The sequence below is a fragment of the Rhodococcus sp. HNM0563 genome (assembly GCF_012726195.1).
Classification (GTDB): Bacteria; Actinomycetota; Actinomycetes; order Mycobacteriales; family Mycobacteriaceae; genus Rhodococcus.
Genome location: NZ_JAASAF010000015.1, coordinates 1 through 12784 on the forward strand (window position 1 = coordinate 1; position 12784 = coordinate 12784).

A 12784-nucleotide genomic window follows, 5' to 3' on the forward strand; every position below is an offset into this window, starting at 1 on the left:
TGCCATTCGTCAATGATCAAGTAGCGCGGTGTGAATCATGCGCAACGACACACCCTATTACCGAAGCATCTTTAATGGGAGCTACCGACCACGTCCCGACTGTGGCAGGGTCGGTGAAGGTAGCGGCCGACGGGACAACACTCTTCTGACCCGACACCGATTCCCTTCGCCGAAGGGAGCCCGATGTCTGAAGTCAGACCGTGTACCCGGCCGGTCGTGAGGGAAGCGGTGATCGCTGATGGGATGACGTACCCCGATGCTGTGCGCGTCGGTGAGTACTCGAGCCATTAGGACGCCGACTGCTTTCCTCCGCTGCCAACCGAAACATAGTGAAGAGCAGCCTGTTCGGAGGTCCACTCCATGTTGTTCATCGGCGATGACTGGGCGGAAGGGCATCACGATATCGAGGTCGAAAACGACACCGGACACCGTCTGACGCGGATGCGGTTGCCCGAAGGCGTCGAGGGGCTGGCCCGATTGCACGAGGTGGTGGCCGAACATCACGATACCGACAGCACCGGTAGCGACGACCCCGCTGGCGGTGCGGTCGTAGTCGGGATCGAAACCGATCGTGGGGTATGGGTATCGGCGCTGCTCGCATGCGGATACCAGGTCTATGCGATCAACCCGATGTCAGCAGCTCGATACCGGGACACGAATTCCACCTCGGGAGCCAAATCCGATACCGGCGATGCCCATGTTCTCGCCGAGATCGTCCGGCTGGACCGGGACCATCACCGCCAGATCGCCGGGGACTCCACGCAGGTCGAAGCCTTGAAGCTGCTCGCTCGCGCCCACCAGGGCATGATCTGGGACCGGACCCGACACCTTCAGCGGATGCGGTCGGCACTACGCGAGTACTTCCCGGCATCATTGACTGCGTTCGAGCACCTCACCGCCCCGGACACATTGGCATTGCTGCAGAAAGCCCCCGATCCGCACCGCGCAGCCCGATTGACCACCGCGCAGATCACCGCGGAACTCGCCCGAGCACACCGGCGCGGTGACCGCACCGCCAAGGCCACCCGCATCCGCGATGCGCTCCGGGCACCGGCGCTGCGGCAGCCGGCCGAGATCGAGGCTGCCTACGCGGTCGTTGTGGCCGGGCAGGCTCGCTTGCTCGCGCATCTGACCGAGCAGATCGACGAACTCGAACAGGAAGTGAGGCGCAGTTTTCGTCGGCACCCGGCCGCTGAGATCGTCCGCAGCTGTCCCGGCCTCGGGGATGTGCTGGGCGCCCGGGTGCTCGCAGAGTTCGGCGACGATCCCAATCGATATCGGAATGCCAAGGCCCGCAAGAACTACGCCGGGACTTCCCCGATCACCCGAGCATCGGGTAAGAGGAAGACGGTGCTGGCGCGCTACGCCCGCAACAAGCACCTGGCCGATGCGTGTCACCAGTGGGCGTTCTGCTCGATGAACACCTCACCGGGTGCTCGTGCCTACTACGATGCTCTGCGGGCCCGCGAGGTCGGTCATCATGCGGCTTTGCGTCAGCTCGGTAACCGGCTCGTCGGGATCGTCCATGGATGCCTGAAGACCGGAACGGTCTACGACGAGAACACTGCTTGGCCGGGAGTCCTCGCGCAGGACGCGGCTTGACACAGATACGCCATGGGATGTCTGACTTCCCGGTTGCGTCTGTAGCGCAGCCGAATTCACTGACCAGACGATCATGCGAGGAGCGTGCTCACGGTGGCTAATCTGGATGAGCTGATTCACAACACCGACTTCACCCAGAACGTCAAAGGGCAGGTGACCTTCCTCCCCGAACCGGAGAAGGCGCACCGTCCTTTCCCGTTCATCTCGGTCGACGACCACATCGTCGAGCCCAAGAACACCTTCGAGGGGCGGCTGCCGGCGAAGCTCGCCGGCCGCGCCCCGCGTGTCATCAACCGCGACGGCGCGGACATCTGGGTATACGACGGCAAGGAGATCCCGAACGTCGGCTTCAACGCCGTCGTCGGGCGTCCGGTCGACGAGTGGGGCTTCGACCCGCAACGCTTCGAGGACATGCGCCGCGGCTCGTGGGACATCCACCACCGCGTCAAGGACATGAACCTCTCGGGTGTGTATGCATCCCTGAACTTCCCATCGTTCCTTCCCGGCTTCGCAGGCCAGCGTCTGCAGCTGGGCACCGAGGATCAGGAACTCGCGCTCGCAGCAACGCGCGCCAACAACGACTGGCACCTCGAAGACTGGGCCGGTCCGTATCCGGACCGCATCATCCCCTGCCAGATCCCGTATTTTCTCGACCCGGAGATCGGTGCGCAGGAGATCTATCGAAACGCGGAACGCGGCTTCAAGGCCGTCACGTTCTCCGAGGGGCCGCACTCGCTGGGCCTGCCGTCGGTGCACTCGGGTCACTGGGATCCGATTATGCGTGCCTGTGAGGAGACCGAGACCGTCATCAACCTGCACATAGGCTCGTCCAGCACGTCGCCGAGCACGTCGGAAGACGCACCGCCTGACGTGTCCGGCACACTGTTTTTCGGCTACGCGATGTTCGCCACGGTCGACTGGCTTTTCTCCAGGATCCCGGTGCGCTTCCCGAACATCAAGATCGTGATGTCGGAAGGAGGAATCGGTTGGGTCCCTGCGCTTCTCGATCGACTCGATCACATGACCACATATTCGTCGATGTATGGCACATGGGACGGCATCGACATTTCGCCGGCGGATGTCCTGAAGCGGAACTTCTGGTTCTGTGCGGTCGAGGACCCGTCGACAATGGTGCTCCGCGACCGGATCGGCATCGACCACATCCTCCTCGAAGAGGACTACCCGCACAGTGACAGCCTGTGGCCGCGCACCATGGAGGTCGTCACCGAATCCATGAAGGGGCTCTCGGCCGATGAGCTGCGCAAGATCACATGGGAGAACGCGTCCAAACTCTACCGGCATCCGGTGCCGCAGAGCGTGATCGACGATCCGAACAGCTTCTGAGCGAGCCCTGCCCGGGTCCGGTCGTCCGTCCGTGCAGGGGTTTATCCGGCCGATCTGTCAGACGGCGGTGGTGTTGTTTGCGGGAACGTCTGGTCGACCTCGTCGATACCGTCGATGAACTTCCGTGGGGCCGCGACCGTAGCAGCTGAGCGAGCAGGGGTGCGAACGGGCGATCGGCTTGACGATTGCGTTTCGACCGGGGGGGTGTCCCTATGGTTTCGTCAAGCGGCGGCAGCGGTGGGAGCGCGATAGAAGGTCTTGTTCTTGAGCATCGCGAAGAGGACGTCGCAACGTCGCCGTGCGAGACAGATCAGGGCGGCGTTGTGCTTCTTGCCTTCGGCGCGCTTCCGGTCGTAGTAGGCGCGTCTGGTCGGGTCGTGCAGCGCAGCGAACGCGGACAGGAACAACGCCCGTTTGAGTTTGCGGTTGCCCGATCGGGCGGGGTGCTCGCCGCGAATCGACGAGCCGGAGCGATGGGTCACCGGGGCAATGCCGGCGTAGGCGGCCAGGTGCGCTGCCGAGGCGAACGCGGAACCATCACCGACTTCGAGAAGGATGCGTGCTGCGGTCCTGATGCCGACGCCGGGCATCGACATCAGGACCTGCGAAAGAGGGTGGTCGTCGAGCATCCTCTCGACGTCTTCGGCGATGCTCTTGCGTTGTTGCAGAATCTCTTTCAACGAGTCCGCGAGTTTCGGCAGGACGACCTCGGCGGCGTTGCTGCCCGGCACCGTCACGGTTTGCGCATCGAGCGCGGCGAGGACCTCCTCGGCGAGACGGGCGCCCATCCGAGGCGCGTGCTTGGTTGCGAGCGTGGTGAGCCGGCGCTTGCCGGCCTTGCGGATACCGACCGGACCGCCGCAGCGCGACAGGATTTCGAGCACCGCCGGATGAGTGATCCGCGGGCCGAGAACGCGTTCGAGGGCGGGGTGGATGCCGGTGAGCAATCCGCGGATACGGTTGCTGATGCGGGTGGCCTCTCCGGCGAGGTCGTCGTCGAACCCGACGAGTACCCCGAGCTCGGCCAGGGCTTCGTCGCCGACGTCGACCCGGCGCAGTGTGTGCGGCATGGTCCGGGCGGCGAAAGGCGATGATGAACGCATCTCGTGCATCGGTCTTGGCCTGTCCGGGGTACAGGTCGGCGACGCGCCGCATCGTCAACCCCGGCAGGTAGGCCACGGCATGGCCGCAGGCGCGGGCGACGGTGACCGGCAGAGCACCGATGGTGTTGGGTTGGTCGACGATCACCAGCACGGGGCCGTGTTCGGCGAGACGGTCGAATACGGCGCGGAGTTTGGTTTCGTCGTTGGGCAGGGCTTTGTCGAACAGGCGGGTTCCGGTGGGGTCGAGTGCGACGGCGTGGTGTTCGCCTTTGCCGACGTCGATGCCGCAGTACACGGCGTAGGTCGGGTCCATGAAGCGTGCCTTTCGTTGCGCGCCGGACGGTCACCGATCCGACGTCGACACCCGGCACCCACGTTACGAGGAGACCTACCGTGACTTCCGGTGGCCGTGTCCCTAATGACATCTGAACGGTCGCTGCGGAACGGTTGCTGGTCTGCTGTGGTTGTTCGCCGCTGGTGGTCCCGGCCGACGATGGATGCCTGCCGTGTCCCAGGGGACATACGATCCCTCCTGATAGATCGGCGCTGCGGCGTGTCGGGACCATTACCCGCCTGTTGGTCCTCAATGTTGTTGGTTGTGGTCCAAGCCCGTCCGCACGGTCGACACCTCGTAGTTCGCGAGCCAGGAGCTCTCAAACGAGACCGGGAACCGTGCGGATCGCTGGGATCGTGAACGGCTCATCGGAGGGAAGGCCAGCGAGCCTCGTCATTAGGGTGCCGCGCGTTCTCGCTGGGTGGAAGCCACGCGAAGGAGATCGGACGTCGAAAGGCAGGGGCTGGTGAAACTGTTCTGTGGGATTGATTGGGCCGAACGTCACCATGATGTGGCAGTCGTCGACGGTGACGGCATGTTGGTGGCCAAACTCCGGATCGATGACAGTGCTGAAGGATTCGGTCAACTACTTGGGTTGCTGTCCGAGGCGGGTGATTCGCCCGACGAACCGATTCCCGTGGCGATCGAGACATCACGCGGCTTGCTCGTCGCGGCGCTGCGCGGAACGGGGAGAGCGGTCTATGCCATCAACCCGATGGCGGTGGCCCGGTACCGTGATCGGCACTCGATGGCACGGAAGAAATCCGATCACGTAGACGCGATGACGCTTGCGAACATTCTGCGTACCGATGCGCACGCGCACCGGACGTTGCCCGCCGACAGTGACCTCGCACGGTCGATCACGGTGCTCGCCCGCGCCGCCCAGGATGCGATATGGCGGCGAACCAAGGCCACCCAGGAACTGCGGGCACTGCTGCGCGAGTACTACCCGGCCTTCCTCGCGGCATTCGCCGGTAGTAGTCACACCAACCTCGCGATGCCGGATGCCCGTGCGATACTCGCGATCGCACCAACACCCGCGCAGGGCGTCCGCTTGACCAAGACTCGCATCATCTCCGCATTACGCAAGGGTGGTCGGCAACGTCGGCTCGAGGACACCGCGACCCGCATCCTTGAGGCGCTGCGCCGCCCGCAACTGCGGCAACCCCTGCTGGTGGAGAAGGCGCTGGGTCGTCAGGCGAGCGCCTTGGTAGTGGCGACGGGGGTGTCGATCGACGGTAGTCGGGAGGTGCTCGGTACCGCGGTCGGGGACAGTGAATCGTTCGAGTTCTGGCGCGAGTTCCTCACCAGCCTCAAAGCTCGTGGTCTGTCCGGGGTGCATCTGGTGATCTCCGATGCACACAGCGGACTCAAAGCTGCTATCGCGCAGCAGTTCGCGGGTTCGGCGTGGCAGCGGTGTCGGGTGCATTTCATGCGCAACATTCGGGCTACGGTCGGGGCGAAGCATGTGCCGCCGGTGATGGCCGCGGTCAAGACGATCTTCGCGCACACCGACCCCGCCGAGGTGGTCGCGCAGTGGGATCAGGTCACCGACACCTTCGCCGGGTCGTTCCCGAAGGCCGCGGCGTTGATGGAGTCGGCGAAGTATGATGTGTTGGCGTTCACTGCTTTTCCGAAGGCGCACTGGCAGAAGGTGTGGTCGAATAATCCGATCGAGCGGTTGAACAAGGAAATCAAGCGTCGAGCCGATGTCGTGGAGATCTTCCCCAACCCGGCCGCGTTCCTGCGGTTGGCGACTGCGGTGGTGATCGAACAGCACGACGAGTGGCAGGTCACCCGACGGTATGTCTCGGATGTGAGTATGGATGAGCTCCGGGCGGTGATCGCGGCGAAGGAACACGCTACCGAGCCGGTGTTGGCGTTGACCGGGGTGGACGAAACAGCATAGTATTTCGCATGACTCGTTGATCACCGCGCGTACCGCGAGCCGATCCGAAGTCCACCACTCCACGGGGCACTATCCTTCTCACGCCGTCACCTCCGTGTCGATCGACAACGCGCCGCCCCCGGCCGAATGAATCTCCACCTCCATGGACAGGGGATGGTCCAGTTCGGTCGTCAAACGTCGACGCCACAACAAGTGGTACACGTTGGCGAGGACGACCGTTTCCGATTGCCCAGTCGAGTTGCCGACGCGTTGAAGGCCACCGCGAAGAGGTCGAGGTTCAATGAAGCTCGCGTGGATCGCGGCGGCGATTTCCGGTGATGGTGCGAAACGGTCCTGCCGGTACCCGGCGAGCTACCGCAGATTCGCCGAGTATGTCGATGGAAGGCCGGTGAAGATCTCGTATTCCCAGCCGATCTCACCGCAGATGGCCTGGGTCATCTCGAACTGCGCAGCAGCCTTCTCCACATATCGTTGAGGTCGGACGTCGATCAATCGGCCGTCGCCGTCACTCAACCGTACGAAGAAGTCCGGAACGTGGCTCTTGTGGCCCCGCGTGCCGAACGGCCACAGCAGCGCCAACGGCTGCGCCGCGATCGACACGATCCGATCGTCGAAGTCGGCGGACAGTAGATACTCCCGTTCCAGCAGCGACTCGAACACCACATGGCCGCGAACCGTGCTCGACCACCAGGACCCCTCGTAGTTGCGCTTCCCCGGCCATGTGAAGAACTGCCGTATCGGAAGCGCCCGTTCGATCGACAGCACCGATACGTGCGGCGATGACAGATCGTTGCGGACCTTGCCGCCGAGGCGGACGAGAACGCGAGTGTGGTCGGTCTGATTCGACGGCAAAGTTGCCATCACGCCGGACCTGCTCACGGCAGCGGTTTCAACGCGCGTTCGATCGGTGTCACGACACGAACCGTATGCCATAATGATTGACAATCAAGCATCAAACCGTAGTGTGTCGCAAAGTTTGTCAAAAATGCCAACTGTCTTGTCAACGGACATAGTGGTCCGACGGTATCGACTCTGAATCATCGTGCAGGAGAGCCGCATTCGCTTCTACTTGACATAATAATAATTATCGGCAATTTCTGCCGGGAGTGGCGTCACTCGCCGTGCACCTGCGCCGCACCCGCGGAATTGCAGTGATTCCAGATGATCTCGTGATACTCCCTGGCGTTGCCGCCGCTACGCGTGTCCTAGCGGTGGCTGCCGGCCTCGACGGGCGCGACGTCGCCTTCGAGGATCCCGGATATCATCGGGCCCGCCGCGCGCTGACCACCGAAGGCGCTCGCATCCGACCGGTTCGCGTCGACGACGACGGACTGCCTCCACAACTCCTCGCCGACACCGATGCCGCCGTCTACTGCACACCCGCACACCAGTATCCGCTGGGATCGCGCATGCCCGTCGCGCGTCGCGCCGAGCTGGTGGACAGAGCGACCGCTACCGGAATGCTCGTGATCGAAGACGACTACGACGGCGAATTCCGATACGACGTGTCGGCTCTGCCTGCTCTGCGCAGCGTCGACGGCGGACGCGAGTGCGTCGCCTATCTCGGGACCGCGTCGAAGATCCTGTCGCCGACGCTACGGCTCTCCTGGCTGATACCTCCAGATCCACTGCGCGCCAAAATTTCCGAGGCAGTATCCGTGTGCGGTGAGGGGGCGAACGCGACGTCGGCACTCGCACCGTCCGCATTCATCGACGACGGCTCCCTGACCCGGCATCTCGCGCGAACTGCGCGCACCTACCGGGCTCGCCGCGCCGCATTCGTGGACGCGCTCCGACGACGGACCGACGGTTTGGAGGGGGTGAGCGTGGTGGGTATCGATGCAGGACTGCACGTGGTGTTGCGTCTGCCCGATGGCCTCGACGACGTAGCGGTCGCGGCAAGTGCCGAGCAACTCGGGGTCCGTATGACCCCGATGTCGGTGCAGCTCGCCGGTGAGCAGGGACCGCGAGGACTGGTGTGCGGTTACGCCTGTCTACCCGAATCCGCAGCTGAGGAGGTTGCGACGGCCATCGCGACCGCGGTGCGGCAGGCGATCGCCGGATAGGGGAGACCACACTGGTTCGATGAGGATGTCGACCCGTGAGCGGCACCGGACAGATGTGACGAGGTCGTGGGTAACGGCGTGGCGATCGGGCTCGATTTCTTCTGCGAGGCCGCGCCGACCATGTGCGTGTGGCCGGGGTAGTCGGAGGAGCGCACTTGAAGCCCTACCTGAGGGTTCTCGCGGGGATGTTCGCAGGCATCACGCTGTGGTTGGCAATCGTGGAATTGATCCATGGCAATGCCGGGCCTGCCCTCGTCCAGTTGATCTTCACTGTCGGTCTCGTCTACCTCGCTGTCGGCAAGCTGATACGAGAGCATTACTTGCGGGTCGCAGCCGAGCGCGACGCGCTCGCTGCCCGAGCAGAGGCAGGGCACCGCGCGTTCTTGGCTGGGCATCCGGCAGCCTTCGCGCCCCCGCCTCCACTACCGCCTCCGTCGAAGGCGCGTCGCGGTGTCGTGGTCGCCGTGGTTGTAGCAGCCTTCTTCGTGCTCATCGGGATCGTCAGCGACATCTCCGATGGGCTCGATGCGCCATCCGAGGACGGTGCGGTCACGACGCCGCAGTCGTCGGCTCGCGCTACTGCATCCGCTCCGCTGACGGTTCCGATGTCGACGGAGGCGGCGACGACGGCGCGCACTGTAGCGCCGGCGAGCACGGTCGCTGCCACGGCGAAACCTGTGAGCGCGCCGACCGCGATCATGCCGAACGTGATGTGCATGGACCTCCAGGCAGCGCAGGATGCGATTCAGGCTGCGGGCGTGTTCTATTCGAGGAGTATCGATGCCACGGGCGAGGGTCGAGCGCAGGTGTGGGATCGGAGCTGGATCGTGATCGAACAGGTGCCGGTGTCTGGTGCGGTGGTCGGTGAGGCGGATGCGGTGCTGTCGGTCGTGAAGAGATACGAGTTCGCCGGATGCGGCTGAGACGCGAGCTTTCGCATTGCCTGCATGACGCCGACGTGAAACAGGCAGGCTGAATAAATTAGGTTAGCCTTATCCGGGCGACGCGCTTGTTGTCCGGAAAACAGGCAAGGAGTCGACGAATGAAACGTTCTACCCTGGCGGCTGCCCTCGCGGTGGTCGGGATGATGACTGCGGGCTGCACTTCCACCTCAGCAGAAGACGAGACCTCGCAGCCGACCTCATCGGCTGCAGAGAGTAGCGCGTTCCCGACCAGCGTGACGGGTGCGCTCGGTACGGTCACGATCGACGAGCGCCCCGAGCGCGTGGTTGCGATGAGCTGGACAGACGCCGACATCCTCCTGTCGCTGGGCGTGACGCCCGTCGCGATCGGCAAAGCACCCAACGATGCGGGTGTGCAGCCGTGGACCGATGAACTCCTGGGCGACGGCGACCGCCCCGCGATTCTGCAGGGCGTCAACGCGAACGTCTCGATCGAGGAAATCGCGGCGCAGGCCCCAGACCTCATCGTCGGCACCAAATCGTTCGGACTCGACACGCAGTACGAGCAGCTCTCTGCCCTCGCGCCGGTTGTGCACTATGCGGAGACACCGTCGGCGGAAACCTGGCAGGAAGCGACGACGCGCATTGCCACCGCGCTCGGAATCCCGGAGCGAGGCACCGAAGTGGTGGAGGAAACGGAAGCCGCGATCGCTGATTCGGCGGCGGAGCATCCCGCGCTCGCCGGAAAGACCTACACCTTCTTCGTCGGGCCGCAGCCCGATTCGGTCTACATCGTCAACTCCACCGAGGATGCGGGTGCGAAGTTCCTCGACCAGCTCGGCCTGACGCTCACGCCTTTCGCCACGTCGCAGGAAACCAGCAGCGTGCCGGGGCGCGCGCTGCTCAGCTACGAGAATGTCGCTGATACCGACGCCGACATCATCGTCGCCACGAGTGCGAACGACGGTCTTGTCATCCTGGAGGGCCAGCCGGCGTTCGCTTCGCTCGATGCGATCCAGCGCGGTGCGTACGTTCCGCTTGCCGCGACATTGGCGCAGTCCATCGCATTCCCGTCGCCGCCGAGCCTGGATTGGGCGCTGGGGCAGATCGTCCCCGAACTGGACGAGGCCGCGCAACGATGAACCGGGTTTGCTTTGGTAGATCTCCGCATAGCGACTCTGTCGTTTGCACTGCCGTCACAGCATCGTTAACCGATAATGACCTTCGTGAAGGCTGGTGCATCTGAAGTGACCGAGGGACGAAATCCAATTCCCGCGGTGCGCGCGTTCGTGGTGGCGGCGATCGTTGCTGCGATCGCCGTGTTGTCGAGTCCGGCTCTGGGCTCGGCGGATCCGAACATCCGCTACGTCGCGCTCGGCGACTCGAGAGCGGCCGGACCGTATCTCGACGCCGCAGCCCACGCCAACGGGTGCTCGCGGTCGAATCTCGGATACCCCGCGGTCGTGGCGCAGATACTCCATCCGGAATCCTTCACGAATGTGTCGTGCACCGGGGCGCGTACCGAACATGTCACGTCGGTGCCGCAGCCTACGTCGGCCGGTCCGGTACCGCCCCAACTCGAATCGCTTACTCCGGACACCACGTTGGTCACGGTCAGCATCGGTGGAAACGACATTGCCTGGCCCAACCTGGTTTCCGCGTGCTACACCGACGCGCCCGGCGTCGATGCGAATTGCAGGAACGATCCGGCAGTGACCTCTCGCATGGATGCCGCGCTCGGCGCGCTCGGCCCGAAGGTGACCGCCACCCTAGGAGCGGTTTCCAGGAAGGCACCGAATGCCCGAGTTCTTCTCGTCGGGCACGGCGGCATCTTCGGCACCCGCGGATGCTGGCCCAACATCCCCACGAGCGACCCCGACGCCGCGTTCGTCAACGGGTTCTTCACCAGGATGAATCGTGTGCTGGCGGGCGCTGCTTCAAGTGCCGGAGCCCAGTTCGTCGACGTCACGGTCGGGGCCGAGGGGCACGACGCATGCGCCCTGCCTGGTTCCAGCTTCTTCGAGGGGCGGTACTCGTTGTCGCTCGCCCGGCAACTGCATCCCACCGAAGCGGGAATGCGGCACATGGCCCGGCGGGTGGTGGATGTCCTGCACCGGGCCGGGTAAGCGACACGTGCCCTGGCGCTGTTACGGCGCGCCGAACCCGTAGGTGTATTCACCGCTGGTCCAGTTCATCGTCGCGTGATACGTGCGACCACGCATGCGACCGTCGCCGAGGTCTTCGGTGCCCACGAAGCATTCGAAAACGGTAGTGGTTTCACTCAAATTGTCGGTTGAACCCCCGTTCACCGGTGAGCAGGTCACCGACAGAATCGGACCGTCGTACATTCCATCGTTCACGTGCTCGACAGCCATTTCTTCGACGCTCGATTCGATGCTCGTCACGCTCGCCGAACGGGAGAGGCGCTCGGCTGCATCAGCGGCTTCCTGCGTGGCCTTCTCCTCAGCGACACGGGCTGCTTCACGCTCCGCGGCCTCTTCTGCGGCAGCTACCTGGGCGTCGTGATCGACCTTCCATGCCACCGCCCCGCCCACGACCGCGAGGACGACGATGATAATGGCCACGACGATCGGCTTCTTGCGAATCTTCCGTTTCGGCTTGCCGTTCGAATCAGGGTCGGGCAGGTCGAGCCAGGTGCTTCCGTCCCAGTAGCGCTGCCCGCCGCCGGGGTTCGGGTACCAACCGGCGGGAGTCGAGGAGTTGTTGATGGGCATCGAAGTGTTCCTTTCAGGAAACCTGTGGGGTGCTGGTGCGCCCGACCCCTCGTCGGGCGCACCAGCGGGGAAGGGTGGAGTCACCTCAGCGAAACGGTCACTCCACCGGAGAACATGGAGTCGTGCAGTTCGACCGCCGTGGGAACCGCCCCGACGGGCATGTCGAATACGAGGGGCATCGTGACGGTGTTGCCGGGGTTGATTTCATCCCAGAACGTCACGTCCGAGTCGAGGTTCAACGCAGCAGCCGTGTCGGGGCTGAAGGTTCGGCCCTGTTCGTCGAGCAGCTTCTGGTCGCTCGGGCTCAGACCCTTGGGCGCATCGGAGATGTTGCTGACCGTCATCGTGACGATCACGAACTGTCCCTGTGCTTCCTCGGCAAGAAATGGGTTGTCGCCCAGGGATGTCAGGCCGGCCTCGACTCCGGTGACGACGAACTCGAACTTGCCATCGCGCACCGGCGTGTTCATGGAGGCCGCCGCCTCCTCAGCAGCGGTAGGTGACTCCACCTCCGGGGCAGCACCGACCGGGGTATCGGCCTGCGGTGCCGAGGGTGCGGGATCGGCGGCGCCGGTGGGTTCGTTGTCGCCCCCGCTCGATACCGACACGATGACGACGAGTGCGACGAACGCCCCGACGATCCACGGCCACTTCTTTTTCTTCTTCGGCTGCGGCGCAGGTGCGAATCCGCCGGACTGCTGCCAGCCGGTGGGCTGCGGGGAGTACTGCTGGGTAGGCGGCTGGATCCGCGGATCAGGCTGGTTCGGCATGGTCATGACAGGCCTCGAT

Annotated in this window: 10 protein-coding genes and 1 pseudogene; 7 read left to right on the forward strand and 4 right to left on the reverse strand. The window is 64.2% G+C overall.

Annotated features, from left to right (window positions below; genetic code table 11):
* Positions 1-360: 360 nt before the first annotated feature.
* A complete protein-coding gene (locus HCA61_RS24860; protein WP_169690867.1) occupies positions 361-1602 on the forward strand; it encodes an IS110 family transposase in 1242 nt (413 codons plus the stop codon).
* 93 nt (positions 1603-1695) lie between these two features.
* The gene (locus tag HCA61_RS24865) at positions 1696-2946 is read left to right on the forward strand and encodes an amidohydrolase family protein (RefSeq protein ID WP_169690868.1); all 1251 of its coding nucleotides are present in this window, start codon (positions 1696-1698) and stop codon (positions 2944-2946) included.
* A 221-nt stretch (positions 2947-3167) separates the two neighbouring features.
* On the opposite strand, the pseudogene HCA61_RS24870 reads toward HCA61_RS24865, so the two are convergent.
* Positions 3168-4362, reverse strand: a pseudogene (locus HCA61_RS24870) (IS110 family transposase).
* Positions 4363-4849: 487 nt separating this feature from the next.
* Between HCA61_RS24870 and HCA61_RS26530 the strand changes: the two are divergent.
* Complete coding sequence (locus HCA61_RS26530) at positions 4850-6292, forward strand: IS256 family transposase (RefSeq protein ID WP_169690869.1); 1443 nt, start codon at positions 4850-4852, stop codon at positions 6290-6292.
* Between the two features lie 351 nt (positions 6293-6643).
* On the opposite strand, the gene HCA61_RS24880 is transcribed toward HCA61_RS26530, so the two are convergent.
* Positions 6644-7153, reverse strand: a complete 510-nt coding sequence (locus HCA61_RS24880; protein ID WP_169690870.1) for a TnsA-like heteromeric transposase endonuclease subunit — start codon at positions 7151-7153, stop codon at positions 6644-6646.
* A 245-nt stretch (positions 7154-7398) separates the two neighbouring features.
* Here HCA61_RS24880 and HCA61_RS24885 point away from each other — a divergent pair, with 245 nt between their 5' ends.
* From HCA61_RS24885 to HCA61_RS24900, 4 genes are all read left to right on the forward strand, one after another.
* Positions 7399-8358, forward strand: coding sequence for a PLP-dependent aminotransferase family protein (locus HCA61_RS24885; protein WP_346777643.1), 960 nt, complete (start codon positions 7399-7401; stop codon positions 8356-8358).
* 155 nt (positions 8359-8513) lie between these two features.
* Positions 8514-9281, forward strand: a complete 768-nt coding sequence (locus tag HCA61_RS24890; protein WP_240960122.1) for a hypothetical protein — start codon at positions 8514-8516, stop codon at positions 9279-9281.
* A gap of 119 nt (positions 9282-9400) precedes the next feature.
* Positions 9401-10402 carry an ABC transporter substrate-binding protein gene (locus HCA61_RS24895; RefSeq protein ID WP_169690871.1) on the forward strand — a complete coding sequence of 334 codons (1002 nt, stop codon included), beginning with the start codon at positions 9401-9403 and terminating at the stop codon, positions 10400-10402.
* Between the two features lie 105 nt (positions 10403-10507).
* Entirely contained in the window at positions 10508-11386 is an 879-nt protein-coding gene (locus tag HCA61_RS24900) for an SGNH/GDSL hydrolase family protein (protein ID WP_346777644.1), read from the forward strand.
* A 21-nt stretch (positions 11387-11407) separates the two neighbouring features.
* On the opposite strand, the gene HCA61_RS24905 is transcribed toward HCA61_RS24900, so the two are convergent.
* Positions 11408-11995, reverse strand: coding sequence for a DUF2510 domain-containing protein (locus HCA61_RS24905; protein WP_169690873.1), 588 nt, complete (start codon positions 11993-11995; stop codon positions 11408-11410).
* An 80-nt stretch (positions 11996-12075) separates the two neighbouring features.
* Complete coding sequence (locus HCA61_RS24910) at positions 12076-12771, reverse strand: DUF4352 domain-containing protein (protein WP_240960123.1); 696 nt, start codon at positions 12769-12771, stop codon at positions 12076-12078.
* Between the last annotated feature and the right edge of the window lie 13 nt (positions 12772-12784).

Excerpts from the sequence above, each read along its gene's own strand:
- HCA61_RS24860 (WP_169690867.1), top strand. The coding sequence starts at position 361 with ATGTTGTTCATCGGCGATGACTGGGCGGAAGGGCATCACGATATCGAG.
- HCA61_RS24880 (WP_169690870.1), bottom strand. The coding sequence starts at position 7,153 with ATGGCAACTTTGCCGTCGAATCAGACCGACCACACTCGCGTTCTCGTC.
- HCA61_RS24895 (WP_169690871.1), top strand. The coding sequence starts at position 9,401 with ATGAAACGTTCTACCCTGGCGGCTGCCCTCGCGGTGGTCGGGATGATG.
- HCA61_RS24905 (WP_169690873.1), bottom strand. The coding sequence starts at position 11,995 with ATGCCCATCAACAACTCCTCGACTCCCGCCGGTTGGTACCCGAACCCC.
- HCA61_RS24910 (WP_240960123.1), bottom strand. The coding sequence starts at position 12,771 with ATGACCATGCCGAACCAGCCTGATCCGCGGATCCAGCCGCCTACCCAG.